The organism is Rhodanobacter sp. BL-MT-08, from assembly GCF_054161255.1.
On record NZ_CP167872.1, the window covers coordinates 3,238,025 to 3,255,267 of the forward strand.

At 64.4% G+C, this 17,243-nt stretch carries 12 protein-coding genes; 5 read left to right on the plus strand and 7 right to left on the minus strand.

Annotated elements, in window-relative coordinates; translation table 11 throughout:
• Positions 1–10 precede the first annotated feature (10 nt).
• Positions 11–1,432, minus strand: coding sequence for a YeiH family protein (locus ACDK93_RS14445; protein ID WP_458069548.1), 1,422 nt, complete (start codon positions 1,430–1,432; stop codon positions 11–13).
• Between the two features lie 354 nt (positions 1,433–1,786).
• On the opposite strand from ACDK93_RS14445, the gene ACDK93_RS14450 reads away from it, so the two are divergent.
• The gene (locus tag ACDK93_RS14450) at positions 1,787–2,359 is read left to right on the plus strand and encodes a YkvA family protein (protein ID WP_458069549.1); all 573 of its coding nucleotides are present in this window, start codon (positions 1,787–1,789) and stop codon (positions 2,357–2,359) included.
• Positions 2,360–2,523: 164 nt separating this feature from the next.
• On the opposite strand, the gene tldD is transcribed toward ACDK93_RS14450, so the two are convergent.
• Positions 2,524–3,963, minus strand: a complete 1,440-nt coding sequence (tldD, locus tag ACDK93_RS14455) for a metalloprotease TldD (protein WP_458069550.1) — start codon at positions 3,961–3,963, stop codon at positions 2,524–2,526.
• A 196-nt stretch (positions 3,964–4,159) separates the two neighbouring features.
• On the opposite strand from tldD, the gene ACDK93_RS14460 reads away from it, so the two are divergent.
• Positions 4,160–5,386, plus strand: coding sequence for a sterol desaturase family protein (locus ACDK93_RS14460; protein WP_458069552.1), 1,227 nt, complete (start codon positions 4,160–4,162; stop codon positions 5,384–5,386).
• Between the two features lie 15 nt (positions 5,387–5,401).
• Here the strand turns inward: ACDK93_RS14460 and ACDK93_RS14465 are convergent, their stop codons facing one another.
• The 3 genes from ACDK93_RS14465 to ACDK93_RS14475 form a co-directional block, all read right to left on the minus strand.
• Positions 5,402–9,355, minus strand: coding sequence for a YhdP family protein (locus ACDK93_RS14465; RefSeq protein WP_458069553.1), 3,954 nt, complete (start codon positions 9,353–9,355; stop codon positions 5,402–5,404).
• A 45-nt stretch (positions 9,356–9,400) separates the two neighbouring features.
• Positions 9,401–10,888, minus strand: a complete 1,488-nt coding sequence (gene rng, locus ACDK93_RS14470; protein WP_458069555.1) for a ribonuclease G — start codon at positions 10,886–10,888, stop codon at positions 9,401–9,403.
• Between the two features lie 121 nt (positions 10,889–11,009).
• On the minus strand, positions 11,010–12,113 hold the full coding sequence (locus ACDK93_RS14475; protein ID WP_458069556.1) for a mechanosensitive ion channel family protein: 1,104 nt from the start codon (positions 12,111–12,113) through the stop codon (positions 11,010–11,012).
• A 93-nt stretch (positions 12,114–12,206) separates the two neighbouring features.
• Here ACDK93_RS14475 and ACDK93_RS14480 point away from each other — a divergent pair, with 93 nt between their 5' ends.
• Both ACDK93_RS14480 and ACDK93_RS14485 read left to right on the plus strand, forming a co-directional pair.
• Positions 12,207–12,917, plus strand: a complete 711-nt coding sequence (locus tag ACDK93_RS14480; RefSeq protein WP_458069557.1) for a Dph6-related ATP pyrophosphatase — start codon at positions 12,207–12,209, stop codon at positions 12,915–12,917.
• Positions 12,917–13,456, plus strand: coding sequence for a mismatch-specific DNA-glycosylase (locus ACDK93_RS14485; RefSeq protein ID WP_458069559.1), 540 nt, complete (start codon positions 12,917–12,919; stop codon positions 13,454–13,456). The genes ACDK93_RS14480 and ACDK93_RS14485 overlap by 1 nt, the downstream gene beginning before the upstream one ends.
• A gap of 5 nt (positions 13,457–13,461) precedes the next feature.
• Here the strand turns inward: ACDK93_RS14485 and ACDK93_RS14490 are convergent, their stop codons facing one another.
• Positions 13,462–14,757 carry a c-type cytochrome gene (locus tag ACDK93_RS14490; RefSeq protein WP_458069560.1) on the minus strand — a complete coding sequence of 432 codons (1,296 nt, stop codon included), beginning with the start codon at positions 14,755–14,757 and terminating at the stop codon, positions 13,462–13,464.
• Positions 14,754–15,506 carry a c-type cytochrome gene (locus tag ACDK93_RS14495; RefSeq protein WP_458069562.1) on the minus strand — a complete coding sequence of 251 codons (753 nt, stop codon included), beginning with the start codon at positions 15,504–15,506 and terminating at the stop codon, positions 14,754–14,756. Before ACDK93_RS14495 ends, ACDK93_RS14490 begins: the two co-directional genes overlap by 4 nt.
• A gap of 125 nt (positions 15,507–15,631) precedes the next feature.
• On the opposite strand from ACDK93_RS14495, the gene ACDK93_RS14500 reads away from it, so the two are divergent.
• Positions 15,632–17,218, plus strand: a complete 1,587-nt coding sequence (locus tag ACDK93_RS14500) for an amidase (protein WP_458069563.1) — start codon at positions 15,632–15,634, stop codon at positions 17,216–17,218.
• Positions 17,219–17,243 lie beyond the last annotated feature (25 nt).

The window sequence follows — 17,243 nt, forward strand, 5'->3', positions numbered from 1 at the left end:
CTCGCCTGCCTCAGCGGCCCAGGCTGTCCCAGTAACTAGCGAACACGTGCACAGACATCACGTAGCCGACGACGATGTTGATCACCACGCCCGCCGTGAAGGCCACAAACGGCTTCCAGCCAGTCTTGCTCAGTGAACCCAGCCGCGTGGTCAATCCGATGCTGAGAAAGCAGAAGGTGAAAGCCCAGGTGCGCAGCGCGGCGATCGGCGCCACGAGATCCGGCGTCACCACTTTGCGGTAATCGGCCAGCGAATACCCACTGGCGACCCAGGTGATCAGCGCGGAGGCGATCACAAAGCCGATCACGAATTTCGGAAAGCGCGCCCGGATTTCGCCGGCGTCGACCTTCTTGACCTGCACGCCGTCATCGAAGGCATCCCAGCGCGTAGTCGCCACCCAGGCCAGCACGAATGCCCAGATGCCGATCCAGATATCGCGTCCGACGACCTTCATCAGGGTGAAATTTTGCAGCGCCGCTTCAGGCGCGCCGGCGATTGCGCCACCGGCGCTGCGCGCGATGTCACCGTAGGCCTGCGCCGCGGCGATACCGGCTGCGTCGGCGAATTCCGACGTGCCGATCCACGCACCGGCTACCCCGGTTGACAGGCCGAGTGCATGCGATGCGAACGGCAGCACGAAGATCATCACGATCGCCCACAGCACCACCAGGGTAATCGCCACCGACGCTTGCTCACGCTTGGCGCGCACGGCGCCGGCGATCGCTATCGCCGCCGACACCCCGCATACCGCACCGCCCACGCCAAGCACGGCAGCAAAGCGGCGATCCAGCCCCAGCGCGCGGCCGGTGAAAAAGATCACGAAGAAGGTCAGCAGCGACACCACGGTCGCCTGCCCCACCGCCACCGGCCCGGCCCACACCAACAGGGTGAACGGCAGCGTCGCGCCCAGCAGCACGATGCCCACCTTGATGAAAAACTCCACCCGCAAACCGGACACGAACCAGGCCGGCAGGCGAACCAGATTCGACAGCACCAGACCGAGCAGCAGTGCGACCAGCGGCGCCTCAAGGTTGTAGTGCGATGCCTGCGTCCACGCCGCCGTCTCAAAGATCAGCAGAGAAACCATGAACAGGATCAGAAACGCCGGCAGAAAATGCGCCAGTCGCTGCTTCAGCACCGTGAACGCGATGCCAAAAAGGACAGCGAAAACCGCGAACAAAGCCGCGTAGTTGGGCAGGTGAGCGGCGATATCTGCACCAGCCTGCGCCGCGCCGGTCCATTTTGCCGGCGCCGCGGCCAGCCACTTGATGCTGCTGCCCGAGGCAAAGGTCAGCCACGCGACAGCGACCAGCAGCAGCCCGACCCACACCGACCACCAGTCTTCGTTGGAGAACAAACCCCGCCTCGTGCCCGCGGCACGAGCGGCGAGAACATCGCTCTGCGTCAGCACGTCTCTCGTTACTTGATTCATCGTTGCACCCCTGGATAAAGCCGTGCCAAGCCTCGTCGAAAATCTGTGCCGGAGTCGCCCGCGTGAAGCAGAGACTCGACCATCGATACGGCTTACCGGCATTCAGTGTTGATCGACAGGCGGACCGCGCAAAATGATGTTTTGCTTTATCGATATGCTTGATCGTGATGGACGGCTTATCCCGCAGGGAAACACTGCTTCGCCGCAGAACCTTGAAAACGATGGGTGTGAGCAGGCCCGGCCGATCACACCCCCTTCGTCAGGGCGACCGAATCATCGGGCTACGTCAATTGACTGGCACACCGCCCTGACTTAGGCTCAGCTTTCTCCCACAATTTATTGCGAGTTGCCCGCATGAGCATGGATATCTGCATCACCCTGAGCGACTCGGACCTCAAACTGTTTGTGGAAGGCATGAAGAATGCCCAGAGCAAGGCGGAGAAGCTGGACGACGCCAGCATCATCGGCGCTGCGCGCCAGCTGGTGGAAGAAAGCACCCGCAAGGATCTACCCGACTTCGTCAGCACCCGACTCAAGCATCTGGACACCATGATCGCGATGGTCGAGGACGCCGGCTTCGGCCTGCCCGACGCCGATCGGGACAACGTGCTCGCAGCGTTGGCGTACTTCGCCAGCCCGGACGACATCATCCCCGACAACGTGCCGGTGCTGGGTTTCCTTGATGACGCGATCATGATCGAGCTGTGCTTCCAGGAGCTGAAACACGAGATCGAGGCCTACAACGATTTCCGCCACTGGCGCGACAACGAAGCCACGCGCCGCAACGAGAGCAAGGCCGGGCTCATGCTCTCCCGCGTCGAGTGGGCCGAGGCGCGCCGCCTGCAGACCCTCGAACAAATGCATCGCCGCCGCCAGGAATCCTACAGCAGCGGCAGCTGGTCGCCGGTGCTGTTCAAGGTGCGCTGATCGCAGCTCGCGAGCCGGCAAACAAAAAAGGCGCCGCGGCGCCTTTTTTGTTTGGTTAGGTTGGGCTGAGCGAAGCGATGCCCAACGTGACCTGGCGATGAGTGTTGGGTTTCGCTACGCTCAACCCAACCTAAATTCGCCCTTTCGTATAGCCGTCCAAACGGTTAGGACGCCGTACCGCCAACGGTCATGCCATCGATCTTCAACGTGGGCTGACCGACGCCGACCGGCACGCTCTGGCCGTCCTTGCCGCAGACGCCGATGCCTTCGTCGAGCGCCAGATCATTGCCGATCATCGAGACGCGGTTGAGCACTTCCGGACCGGAGCCGATCAAGGTGGCGCCCTTCACCGGACGCGTGATCTTGCCGTCCTCGATCAGGTAGGCCTCGCTGGCGCTGAAGGTGAACTTGCCGCTGGTGATGTCGACCTGACCGCCGCCAAAATTGGGCGCATACAGACCCTTCTTGACCGAGCGGATGATCTCGGCCGGATCGTGCTGGCCGGCGAGCATGTAGGTGTTGGTCATGCGCGGCATCGGCAGCGAAGTGAACGATTCACGGCGACCGTTGCCGGTAGGCGCCATGCCCATCAGGCGCGCGTTGAGCTTGTCCTGCATATAGCCCTTGAGGATGCCGTCCTCGATCAGCATGGTGCACTCGGTCGGCGTGCCTTCGTCGTCGATGCTGAGCGAACCGCGGCGACCCTGCAGAGTGCCGTCGTCGACGATGGTCACACCCTTAGCCGCCACGCGCTGGCCGATGCGGCCGGAGAACGCCGAGCTGCCCTTGCGGTTGAAGTCGCCTTCCAGCCCGTGACCGATGGCCTCGTGCAGCAGCACGCCCGGCCAGCCGGGGCCGAGCACGACGGTCATGTTGCCGGCCGGCGCATCGACCGAGTCGAGATTCACCAGCGCCTGGCGTACGGCTTCGTCGGCGAAAGCCAGCGCGCGGCCGTTGGCGATCAGCTCGCCGTAGCCGTATCGACCGCCGCCACCGGCGTGACCCTGCTCGCGGCGTCCATTCTGTTCGGCGATCACCTGCACGTTGAGCCGCACCAGCGGCCGCACATCGGCGGCCAGCGTGCCGTCGGAAGCGGCGATAAGAATCGTGTCGATGGTGGCCGCGATGCTGACGATGACCTGCTTGATGCGCGGATCGCGCGAGCGCGCGTACGCATCGACCTCGCGCAGCAGCGCGATCTTCTCCGGGTTCGGCAGGCTGTCGACCGGATCAATGGCCGGATACAGCTGGCGCGCGCCGTTCAGCGCCAACGGTTTGCCGGCACCGTTACCGTCGTGGGCGATGGCGCGCGCGGCGCGCGAGGCGTCCAGCAGCTGCGGCATGACGATTTCATCGGAATACGCGAAGCCGGTTTTTTCACCGCTGATGGCGCGTACGCCCACGCCTTGCTCGATCGAGTGGCTGCCGTCCTTGACGATGCCCTCTTCCAGCAGCCACGACTCGCTGCGCGAATGCTGAAAGTACAGGTCGGCGGCGTCGATCGACGGACCCATCAGCTGATTGAACACGCGGTCAAGGTCGGTCGCGGCGATGCCGCCCGGGGCGAGCAGCCGGCGTTCGGCCTGGGCAATCAATGAATCCATGGGTTTCTGCCGTTTCTGATGCGGTGGGACTAACGAGATATGGCCAAATCCTGCGGCTTAAAGCCCGCGGCCGCAAGCGCGACGGCAAGCCAGACAAGGCCGTCGCCGACATGCGCTTGGCCCGTACTTGGCGCTACCATGCGCTCGAGGGTCCGGATGGACCGCCCCGCATGCACTCTTTGACGCAGGAACGCTGATGATGCATCCCTCTGGACGCAAGTTCGCGCACAAACTGATTGATGCCGCCGTGATCGCACCGGCCGAACGTCTCGGCGTGGTGGTCGATGACACCCGCGAGATGTTCCGCGGCAGCGGCGAGCTGGAACCGGGCAAGGCGATGGTGACCACGGCGATCGCCATGTCGCTGGCGATCCTGTGCCTGCTGGGCGTGGTGGCTTTTCACTTTCCGCAGTATCTGACCACGCCCGAGCTGCGGGTGAAATATTCGGTGGACGTGCTGCGCCAGGCGCTGTTCGGTGCGCTGCTGGTTGCCGGCGCGCTGTCGCTGGGCAATCTGATCCTCAACCGCCAGCGAAATATCAATATTGCGGCGTTCGTCATGGTGATCGCCGCCGTGGCACTTGGCGGTTCACGCGTGCCGGTCGGCAACTTTCCCGACCACACGCCGTATATCGGGCTGGACTGGTTCATCCTCGATCTGCTCGGCTCCACGCTGATCTTTGTGGTGATCGAAAAGCTGTTCCCGCTGTACAGGGGCCAGCCGATCTTTCGGCCCGAGTGGCAGACCGACATGAAGCATTTCGCGGTGAATCATTTCATCGTCGGGCTGGCGCTGTTGACGGTGAATTTTCTACTGCACCATTTGTTTGGCTGGCTGGTGCGCAGCAACTTTCAGCAGTTTGTGCAGCACATTTGGTTCGTGCCGCAACTGCTGCTGTGCGTGCTGGTGGCCGACATGGCGCAGTACTGGACGCACCGCGCCTATCACGAGGTGCCGTTTCTGTGGCGCTTCCACTCGGTGCACCACAGCGTAAAAACGATGGACTGGCTGGCTGGCTCGCGTCAGAGCATGCTCGAGCTGATCGCCACCCGCGTCTGTGTGCTGGCGCCGCTGTATATCCTGGGCTTCAGCGAGTCGGTGATGAACGGCTACATCCTGATCGTGGGATTCCAGGCCGTCTTCAACCACGCTAACGTGCACCTTCCATGGGGGCCGCTGAAGTACGTCATCGTGACGCCCAATTTCCACCACTGGCATCACGCGTCCGACGATGTGGCGATCGACAAGAATTACGCCGCGCACTACGCCTTCATCGATCACCTGTTCGGCACGGCCGTGAAGACCGATGACAAGTTTCCTGCACGCTACGGCGTAGTGGGCGACTACATGCCGGACGGCTTCGTCAACCAGCAGCTGTTTCCGTTTCGCGGAAGCACCAAGCCGGCCGAACCGGCGGCCTGATTGGCTGGCGAGGCATCAGTAACCGATTGACTGCGCGGAGGCAGGCTCGACGTTCTTCGATGCGTTGACCGGCATCGGTGCAACCACTGCGGGCGGCAGCGCGGGGGACGTATGCTTTTCGATCAAGGTCATGATCGGCTTGTCCCAGCTGCCCGTGATTTTGTAGCGCGCGCCCACCGCCTTGTTGAGTCCATGACCCAGTAGACCTTGAACGGCAAAGCCCGCCGCAGCGCCAAGCGGACCACCGACCACGGCACCAACGATCGGCAGACTGTTGCCGGCGTGCGGCACCACGACAATTTGCTGGTCGAATTTCTTGGCGCGCATATCCGTACGGCCGGTGATGCTGATTTCCGCGGCGGAACTGTGGATCTTGAAATTGTCCGTCGTGGCGGTTCCGTTGGCCAAGCGGAAATCGCCAGCCATCGAGTCAAACGCCAGGCCTTTGCCGAATACGTCGCCGAAATCCAGAGTCATGCGACGTGGCAACTCGGCGACCGACGCCAGGCCCAGCAATCGGCCGGCGCCCGGCGACGAAACCTCGGGAATGCGACCGTTGCTGACATGCACGTTGAGGGTACCGTCCATGCTGGCCAGCGTCAGCGCACTGGGCGCACCCGGCCAGCTCGCCTCCAGCCGATCGCTAGTCTTGCCGCCATCGACCAGACCCTGAAAACCGAACGCACTCAGCATGCCGCCAAGATCGGCGGCAGCAAAATCGATTTTCATGTGTGTGTGGCTGTCGGTCGCCGAACCGTCCCAGTCGCCGCCGGCGGTGATCTGCACTCGGCTGGAGATTGCGCGCAGCTGCTCGATATGCAGGCCGGCCGCGGTCGGCCAGGTCTCCAGCCGCGCCTCACCGAGCCTGGCATCATCCAGCCGCAGGTCGGCGAGCCATAGATGGAAGGGCGGGAGCGCAGCGGGGTTGATGCCGGTGTTGGCCGGGTTGTCAGCTGGCATTGCTTCCGGCGCGGCAGTAACGGTCGGGGAACTTGAGCCGCTCGCCGCGGCGCCAGCAGGCGGCGAAGGATTGGGACGGCCATTTGCGTTGGCCGGAGTGGATGCTTCTTTTGGCCAATACAGTTTCTGCAGGCGTGCGGTGATGCCTCGCTTGCCCATCTCGCGCGTCGGTATGTTGAAATTGCCGACCATGGACGCCGCATCGACATCCACACTGATCGCATCAGCCTGTGGCTTCGCCTTGATCTGCATGGCGCCGAACGGATAACCGAATAGCGCAGCCTGCGCCGTACTGATGTCGAGACTTTCCAGCGAGGGACCGTCTCCGCTGCCGCTGGCAGCGACATGCTGCACCCAGCCGGTAATGTCCAGCTGTTCGGCATGCCCGCGAATGCGCAGCCCCTGCGCCGGCAGATCGTTCGGCATGTCGCTGCCCAGTGCTATGGTCCCTGCCAGCGGCTTCTGCGCGCCGTCGGCCAGGCGGAAATGCCCGCGCGCGACCTGCCCCAGGGCCAGCCGCAGATCGCTGCCGCTAACGGGCAGGCCCAGCGTCAGCTGCAGCGGCAGGCTTTCGGATGCCGACTTCTTCAAAGGCACAGGCAGGTTCAACGTCATGCCGGTCAGCGGAGAATCGACGCTCAGCGTCTGCGTCAGCGCGGTACTGCCTGCCGGATGCGCGATAGTGAAGCCGATGGTGAAATCGCTGCGGCCGTCGGCCAGCGGCACCAGCCATTTGAGCGTCGGGTAATCCTGCAGCAGCTCCGCCAACTGATAATTCCCGGTCAGCTGCGCCGAGAACGTCGTGTTGGGATCGGCGTTGCCGCCCGCAATGGCCAGCTGCAGTTTGGACGGCTGTCCGCGAAAGCCGACGTCCAGTGGGCCACCCTGCAGACCGTGCCCGTCGAAGCGCAAGGGTCCGTTGATCTTGTCGAGCTTGAGGTTCCACTCTGGCGCGGTAAGGTCGGCATCCTTCAACTGGGCGGTGCCAGTCACCTGCCCCTCGTTCGGCCGTGCCAGCGGCAATGCCAGATGGAAATCGACCGCGCCACTGCCGCCCAGATTGAGCTTGGCCAGCGTCTCGGCCTGCGCACTGCCGATCGGGCTCTTGCGCGCGAACTCCATCAGGCTGGCGCCGCTGCCGCTGCCCTGCACGGAGAGATCGAGCACGGGATCGGCAAAATCGGGAATCTGCGCCGCGGCATGATCGACTTTTACGCCCAGCACCTGACCCGCCGCGGCTTCGGCGGACAAACCGTTGTTCACGAAGCTGGCAACCAGATCGAGCCCTTCACCGCGCGGCCAGCCTTTGCCGTAGTCGAACACCAGACCGGAGACCGGCGCGCGCGCTTCGAAGCGGCCTTCGTTGTGCCGGAACGGCCAGTCGGCCAGGCTGCCGCGCACCAGCACCTGGGCCTGATCGATACTGCCCTCGACCAGCGCATTGTCGAGCCAGCTGACCGTGGCCGGCGGCAGCGCGTTGATCGGCAGGTAGGCCTTGGCCGCCTGCAGGTCGGCGTGGTCCAGGCTGGCGTACATATCCAGGAAGGGCGCGCCGCCGCGCGCCGGCAGCGCGATCTCGCCGCGCGCATCACCTGCGTAACCGGCGCCGGCGAAGTCCAACGCATCGACGCCGATATGCCAATCGCCGTTGTCCGGCCATACTGCCAGCGTGCCGCTCAGATTCGTCAATGCGAACGGCTGACGAAAGCCCTGCGGAAACTGCAGCGTGGCGGGTTGCGCCGGCAACTCCAGGGAGAACGCTTCCGTATCGCCGCGCAGCTCGCCATGCAGGCTGTTCACGCCGGGCAACTTGCCCACCGGATCAATCGCGAGCCCGGTGAATGCCACATCGATGGCCTGCACGCCATCGGTCTGATTCCATTGCAAGGCCAACCGATTGAGATCGCCGCGCGGGTGTCCGCTGCCCAGCCACTGTGCCAACGGCAGGCCGAGATCGGGCTTCAACGCGAGCCAGGGCAGCAGCGGCGCCACCTGCAGTTCACGCGCCGCAACGCCGACGCGGATCGGCTGACCCGCGGGCTGATGCAGATTCAGCGCCAGCAGGCTGCCGTCATCGCCAGCCCAGCGCACATTGTAACCATCGGCCGTGCGGCGCAACCCGGCCATGCCGTGCAGGGACGACACGCCAGCCCGCGCTCCGTCGGCATGCCTTACCGACAGCTGATCGAGATCGAGCCGAATCGTGCTGCCGACCACTTTTCCACGATACCAGTCGAGCCACGCAGCCAGCTTGCCGTGACCTTGTTCAGCCGTATAGCCGTCCATATCGATACCGAAAAGAAGCTGCTTGAGATCGATGTCGTCCGCGCCAAGCCACAGATGGCCAGAGCTCCCGTCTTCACGAAAACGCCCCGCTGTACGCAGCTGCGCGGACGCACCATCGCGCTGCAGCAGCCCACCGAAACGTATGTGATCGCCCTGCCGGCTCAGGCGAAGCTGCGGCGCCAGCAAGGTGTAATTTTTGCCGGGCTGCGCATCGGAGATGACGACGCGAAGATTTTCCAGCCAGAGGTCCATCGACAGCGGGCCCAGCGACAGCGGCTGCTTGCTTTTGCCACCCGCCACGCCAATGCCGTTGACATGCCAGCCGCCGTCGGCGCCGCGCACCAGATCCAGCTCCAGCCCGCGCACGTGCAGGTTGACCAGATGCCGCGACGGCGCCAGCCAGCCGCCGAAATCGAGCTTCAGTTCGGACTCGGGAACCTGCAGCGGCGCGCCGGCCCGGCCGTTCTGTGCACCGACGGTGACGCCATGCATCACGAACAGCGGCCCGGAGGGTGTCCAGCGGCCTTCCATCGAGGCGAAGCTGACCGGGCGCTGCAGCCGCTCGCTGAGCTGCGCGGCAACCCATTCGGGATGCTGCGCCAGCAGCGGCAGCAGCAGCTGGGTGAGCGCCATCACCACGGCCAGCAGAATCACCGCGCTGCCGCCGATCCAGCCCACTGCACGCGCACAGCCGTGCAGCCGCCGGTGCCACAGCGCCTTCACGCGCGGCTATCCGCGCCGAATGTGGCTCGGGGTTTTAGGCCGGACCTACAGCAAAACCACATCAAACTGTTCCTGCGAATAGTGCTCTTCGGCCTGGAATCGTATGCTTTTGGAGATGAACTCTTCCAATTCGGCGACCGCACCGGACTCCTCTTCAAGTATGCGGTTCACTACCGACGGACTGGCCATGACCAGCAATTTCTCGGCGTTGAACTGGCGCACGGCGCGGGTGATTTCGCGAAAAATTTCGTAGGTGACCGTTTCGGCGGTCTTCAGCTGACCGCGCCCGTTGCAGGTGGCGCAGGGTTCGCACAGCTGGCGCGCCAGGCTCTCGGTCGTGCGCTTGCGCGTCATCTCCACCAGACCGAGCGCGGACATCGGATACACCGTGGTCTTGGCGTGGTCGCGCGCCAGCCCCTTGCTCAACATCCGCAGCACCTGACGCTTGTGCTCCTCGTCGATCATGTCGATGAAGTCGATGATGATGATGCCGCCGAGGTTGCGTAGACGCAGCTGGCGCGATGCGGCCTGCGCCGCTTCGAGGTTGGTGCGATAAACCGTCTCTTCCAGATTGCGCGTGCCCAGATAGGCCCCGGTGTTGACGTCGATCGTGGTCATCGCCTCGGTCTGGTCGACGATCAGATAGCCGCCGGATTTCAGCGGCACTTCCTTTTTCAGCGCGCGCTGCATTTCATCCTCGACGCCATACAGGTCGAAGATCGGCCGCTCGCCGTCGTAATGCTCGATGCGGTCGTCCAGGTGCGGCATGAACTTGTGCACGAACTTCACCACTTTCTCGAAGGTAGCATGCGAATCGATGCGTACTTTTTCGATATCGTCGTTGAGCATGTCGCGCAGGCTGCGCAGCGGCAGCGACAGCTCTTCGTAAACGCGCTCGCCGACTTTTGCCTTGGCGATGTTTTCCTGCACCACGCGCCACACCTTGCCGAGGTAGGTCACGTCGAACGCCAGTGACTCGGCGCTCTGCCCTTCGGCATTGGTGCGCACGATGTAACCCAAGGGGTTTTCGCCGATCAGCGGTGTCAGCACGTCTTTCAGGCGCTGGCGCTCGGGCTCGTCCTCGATGCGCGTGGAAATACCCAGCGTGCGCGCATACGGCAGCAGCACCAGATAGCGCGACGGAATGGACAGATGCGCCGAGAGTCGCGCGCCCTTGGTGCTGATCGGGTCCTTGACCACCTGCACCACGATCTCCTGACCCTCATGCACCAGCTCGCTGATCGACGGCGTGTGGCCATTGCCATTGCCGCTGGGCTCGGTGCCATCGGCGGACGGCAGCGGCGCCGGCCGCACGATATCGGAAGCGTGCAGGAACGCGGCGCGATCCAGCCCGATCTCGACGAAAACGGCCTGCATGCCGGGCATCACGCGCTGCACGCGGCCCTTGTAAATATTGCCGACGTAGCCGCGCTTGGAGGCGCGTTCAACGTGCACCTCCTGCAGCATGCCGTTCTCGACAACGCCGACGCGCGTCTCGCGCGGCGTCACGTTGATCAGAATTTCTTCACTCACCGGACACTCCCCCAATTGATCTTCTTTATAGCCGTTGACGAGCCTGCCTGTCGATGAAACCTTTCGCCGGGTAGTCTGCAACATCAGTGATTTACGACGGCCTTCTCACTGATTGCTTGATTCAGTTCGGCGCCGGATCGATGGCCGGATCAGCCAGGGATCGCGACAGCGGCGGCTGCTCCAGCTCGGCGCGCAGGCGCGGCAGGCTCTGGGGGTAGTTGGCCTGGATGAACGCGATCAGGCCCTCACGCACGCGGCAGCGCAGGTCCCAGCTCAGCGGTGAGTCGGCCGAACTGACCAGCGCTCGCAGCTGCATGGCTTTTTCATTGGCGTCGGTGACCTGCAGCAGGCAGACCCAGCCATCCCATTCGGCCGCGCCCGCGCAGATGCGCTTGAGCTCCTCGCGCAGCGGCTCCAGCGGCAGGCTGTAATCAACCCACAGAAACACCGTACCGATCAGCTTGGAGCTGGTGCGCGTCCAGTTCTGGAACGGGTTTTCCATAAACCAGTTCAGCGGCACGACCAGGCGGCGCTCGTCCCAGATTTTCACCACCACGTAAGTGCCGGTGATTTCCTCGATGCGGCCCCATTCGTTCTCGATGATCACCACGTCGTCGAGCCGAATCGGCTGGGTCAGAGCGATCTGCAGACCGGCGATGAGATTACCCAGCACCGGCTTGGCCGCGAAGCCGAGCGCCAGGCCGGCCACGCCGGCCGACGCCAGCAGGCTGGTACCGATCTGGCGCACGTTCGGAAACGTCAGCAGGATCATCGACAGCGCGAGCAGCACGATCAGCACGTTGAAGGTTCGGCTGAGTACGCGAACCTGGGTGAGCACGCGGCGCGCGCGCAGGTTGTCGGCCTTGTTCATCGGATACTGGTGAATCGCCAGGCCTTCCAGCGCCCCCACGCAGCGCACCAGCAGCCACGCGCCCGTGGCGATCAGCGCAACCAGCAACATATGCTGCAAGAGGTCGAGCGCCAGCAGCCGATTGGCCTCGGGCGCGAGGCGCAGCGCAAGGCTCAGCATGAGCAGCGGCACCAACCACTCCATCGGCGCGCTGGCCCGGCGCAACACATCGGCCGCCAGCGGACGGCCGCGCGCCAGCCGTCGCATCACCGCCCAGCCGGCGCGGCGGATGATCACGGCGAGCACCAGCGCACCGCAGACTGCGCCGCCCAGCCGCACCCACGGATCCTGATTCCATAGTTCGGTCAATGACATCGCGCCAGTGTGGCGGTCGCGGCGTCCACGGCGCGTCGCCAAGGGGTACAGAACTCGTTCAAATACTCGCCAAGCATCGCGTAAAGTAGCGGCATGACCGCGACCCCGACACTACTGGCCTGGAGCGGCGGCAAGGACTGCCTGCTCGCGCTGCAGCGGCTGCTGGCCGATCCGCAGTGGCAGGTGGTGGGTCTGCTGACAACGGTCAACCGGCAGTATTCCCGCGTCGCCATGCACGGCATCAAGCGCGATATTTTGCTGGCGCAAACCGAAGCGCTGGGGCTGCCGCTGGTTGAAGTGCTACTCGACTGGCCTGGCAGCAACGAAGCCTATGAGGAGGCGCACTCGCAAGGGCTGGTCGAAGCCCGCATGCGCTGGCCGGGCATCCGCCACTGCGCGTTCGGCGACCTGTTTTTACAGGATGTGCGCGACTACCGCGTGCGCCAGCTGGGTCGCGACAACTGGCGCGCGGTGTTTCCGCTGTGGGGCGAAGATACCGCCGCGCTGTCGCGACGCTTTGTCAGCGAAGGGCATCGCGCCATGCTTTGCTGCGTGGACACCCAGCAGCTAGGCGCCGAGTACTGTGGCCGTGAGTTCAACAGCGCCCTGCTCGACCAGCTGCCGCCCGGCGTCGACCCCTGTGGCGAGCGCGGTGAATTCCACACGCTGGCTTTCGACGGGCCGCTGTTTCGCCAAGCGCTGAAGCTGCGCCGCGGAGAATCCGTGCTGCGCGATGGCCGTTTTCAGTTCACCGATTTTCTGCTCGACGACGCGCCAGCACGGCGTGCTCGGCTCGATGATTGATGACGCCAAAATTCATGCAAGCCGATAGCAGCCACATCTTGCCCGACGTGCTGAAACCCGGCCTCGCGCTGGTATTTTGCGGCACCGCCGCCGGTAAACGCTCGGCCGCCGAAGGCGCGTATTACGCGCATCCGGGCAACCTGTTCTGGCGGGCCTTGCATCAGGCGGCGCTGACGCCGCGCCTGCTGGAACCGGCCGAATTTCCGCAGCTGCCGAACTACGGCATCGGCCTGACCGATCTGGCCAAGCACCACATCGGCAATGACAATCAGCTGCCGCGCGACGCCTTCGATGCCGCCGCACTGCTCGCCAAGATCGAACATTACTCGCCGCGCGTGCTCGCCTTCACCAGCAAGAACGGCGCGCGCGCTGCACTCGGCCATTCGGTCGACTACGGCCTGCAACCCGGCACGATCGGCGACACGCAGATCTTCGTGCTGCCCTCGCCGTCGGGGCAGGCGCGCGGCCACTGGACGATCTCACCGTGGCTGGCCCTGGCCGAACTCACCCGCACGATGCGCGCCCAGCAAAGCCACTGACAAGCTCAGTCGACCGGCGTCGTGCGGTATTTGCTGACGTCGCGCTCTTGTACGACCGGTGCGTGATTCGACCAGGCCTGTCGAATGTAACTCACCACGGCGGAGACCTCGGTGTCGCTGAGCTGCTGCGCAAACGGCGGCATCGAATACGACCGCGGGTTGGCCGCGGTGCCCGGCGAAAAGCCGCCCAGCAGCACCACTCGAGTGGCATTCACACCCACCGGCTCGGTGACCGACGCGTTGCGGTCGAGCGGCGGATAGATGCCGGCGACACCGCTGCCGTCCTGGCGGTGACAGCTCGCACACTGCTGCGCGTAGATTTTCTCACCCTGATCGACCAGGGCCTTGTCGCGGAACGCTTCGTCCGGCGCTGCGGCCACGGCCCGCGCGGGCAGCGACTGCAGATATACGGCGATCGCCTGCAGATCGTCGTCAGTCATGTGCTGCGTACTTTCGGTCACGACCTCGGCCATCGGGCCGAACGCCGCGCCCTGGCGTGATTGGCCGGTCTTCAGAAGATCGACGATGTCCGCACGGCTCCAGCCCTGCAGCCCGCCGTTCTGCCGGGTGCTGAGATCGGGCGCGTACCAGTTCTGCGCGGGCATCTCACCGCCCGACAACGGCTGCTGGCTGGACGCGGCGCCGAGGCTGTTGCGCGCGTCGTGGCATTCGTTGCAGTGACCCAGGCCCTGCACCAGGTAAGCACCGCGATTCCACTGCGCGGATTGACTGACATCCGCTTTGTACTGGCCTTCATGGAAATACATGAGGCGCCAGCCGATCATCATGTCGCGCACGCTGTAAGGAAAGCGCAGGTTTGGCCGTCCAGACGGCTGATTCACTGGCGGTAGCGAGCGCAGGTAAGCGAAGATCGCCAACGCATCGTCCGCACTCACCTTGGTAAACGCCGTATAGGAAAAGGCCGGGTAAAGCAGCTTGCCGTTCTGGCCGATACCGCTGTGCAGAGCGCGCCAGAAATCCTCGAAGCGCCATGGCCCGATCCCTGTGGCGTTGTCCGGCGTGAGGTTGGGCGAAGGAATGTCGCCGAACGGCGTCACCACGCTGCGCCCGCCGGCATACGGCTGGCCGCCGGATGCCGTGTGGCAAACGCGGCAGTCGCCGACCGTGGCGAGGTATTCGCCGCGAGCAATCAGGGCGGGATTTTTCAGCGTCGCCGCACCGACGCTGCGCATCGCAGCGGGCAGCGGTTCGGCACGATCGCGGGAAAGCCAGAGCAGCAGCGCCGCCGCGAGAACCAGCAGCACCAGCAGAACCAGCAGGCGGCGCAGCCACTTCTTCATGCGCCGTCTCCCTTAGCACCCAGCACGCCGCACGCCAACGGCGGATTGACCGAGCCAGCCGCTTGCGCGTGCGTATCGGCCGGCGGCTGTTGACTGGCCAGCCACGCGGACACCGCCGTGATGTCGTCGGGGCTCAGGCGATTGGCAATTTGCGCCATGCAATCGGGCGCTCCCGACGCGCGCGTGCCGGTGCGCCACGAACCCAGCTGCGAGCTCACGTAGTCATACGGCAAGCCGACCAGCCCGGGAATGTTAGGCTCTACCCCGGTGAGCTGTTTGCCGTGGCAGCTTTGGCACGCCGGCAGCTTGGCCGATGGATTGCCCTGCGTGACGATCTGCTCGCCGCGCTGAAGCACCGCGGCGGAAAGCGTCGGCACAGGCGAGCTTTTGTACGGCACCACCTGAGCCGAAAAATACGCAGCCATCTCATGCATGTACGCCGGGCTCAGCGGCTTGGTGATGTACTGCATCGGCGCATACTTGCGCTGGCCACTCTGAAAATAACTCAACTGCCGCGCGAGATAGTCGGCAGGCTTGCCCGCCAACCGAGGAAAGAAACGACTGTCCGCCGCGCCCTCGCCATGATCGCCGTGGCAGGCAGTGCAGGCCGCCATGCGTTGCTGCAAGGTGTCGGGGATCGGCGCTGGCGCGGTAGCGTCAGCCGCCATGCCGGGGCGCAGCGCCAGCAGCATCAGAAGCAAAGCCGTCGAACGCCAGCTGCCGAAAGTACCGGCTACTGTTTTCAGCATGTTGCGAACATTCATCCCTGCATTCTCATCGATATCGTGCGCCGGTGCCTGCGTCGCGCAATCGCAGGGTCACCGCAACACCGCTGACCCACGATACCCTGTGTAACAACCGCCCGGAGTCCACCATGGTCCGCATGATTTTTGCCGTCGTCTTGTCTTGTGCAGCATGCGCGTCCAGCGCCGCGGAGGATGTGCCTTACGTCTACGCATCCATAGCCCAGCTGCAGCAGCAGATGGACGCAGGCCACCTCAGCACTGCCCACCTGGCTCAACAGTTCGGCCAGCGCATTAAGCAAATCGATCAGAGCGGCCCGATGCTGCGCGCCGTGCTGGAGGTCAATCCCGACGCGGCAAGCCTGGCGACGGCGCTGGACAAGCAGCGGCCAAAAACGCACGGGCCGCTATATGGCATTCCGGTGATGCTGAAAGACAACATCGACACCGGCGACCGCATGCAGACCAGCGCCGGATCCCTGGCGCTGATGGGCGCACCGGCGTCGCAGGATGCGGCACTCGTCACGCGTCTGCGTCGCGCAGGCGCCCTGATCCAGGGCAAGACCAATCTCAGCGAATGGGCGAACTATCGCTCGACCCATGCCAGCAGCGGCTGGAGCGGTCGCGGTGGACAGACGCATAATCCTTACGCGCTGGACCGCAATCCCTGCGGCTCCAGCGCCGGCTCGGCCGCGGCAGTGGCCGCCGGCCTGACGACGGTGGCTATCGGTAGCGAAACGGACGGTTCGATCATCTGCCCGTCATCGATGAATGGCGTCGTCGGCATCAAGCCCACGCTCGGTTTGGTCAGCCGCAGCGGTATCGTGCCGATCAGCCACAATCAGGATACGGCCGGTCCCGTCGCGCGGAATGTCGCCGATGCGGCCGCTCTGCTGAGCGTCATCGCCGGCAGCGATGCCGCCGATCCGGCAACAGTTGACGCTGACAAACACGCGACCGACTACACCCGATTTCTCGATCCGAACGGCCTGCGCGGCAAACGCATCGGCGTGGTGCGTCAGCTCGCCGGCGCCGAGCCAAATGCCGATCGCGTTCTCGATGCGGCGATTGCCGTCATGAAGGCGCAGGGCGCCATCATCATCGATCCGGTTACGTTGCCGCATCTGAGCGAACTGGGCGAGCCGGAGTCCACCGTGATGCAGTACGACTTCAAGCACGATATCAACGCTTATTTGGCCACGCGCCACGGACTGAGCGTGCATACGCTGTCGGACCTGATCGCCTTCGACAAGCGCGAAGCCGCGCGCGAAATGCCGTGGTTCGGGCAGGAGCTGTTCGAGCAGGCCGAAGCCAGGGGGCCACTCACGGACGCGGCTTATACGCAGGCGCTGGAAAAGGCCAAACGGCTGGCCGGGCCGGAAGGCATTGACGCGGCGTTGAAAGCCGACCATCTCGATGCCCTGCTGGCGCCCTCGTGGGGCCCGGCCTATATGACCGATCCGGTGCTGGGCGATCATATCGTGAGCGGCGATCCGACGGTTGGCGGCGCGTCACAGCCCGCGGCCGTTTCCGGCTATCCGTCAATGACCGTGCCGGCCGGATGGGCGCACGGTTTGCCCGTCGGCATCGTGCTGTTTGGCGCCAAGTGGAGCGAGCCGACGCTGGTCGCGATCGGCTACGGTTTCGAGCAGCATACGCATGCGTGGCGAGCGCCAACGTTTCCCCGCTCGATCAACGATGCGCCGACCGCTCAGTAGCGACAGGCACAGTGCTGGGTGGCGA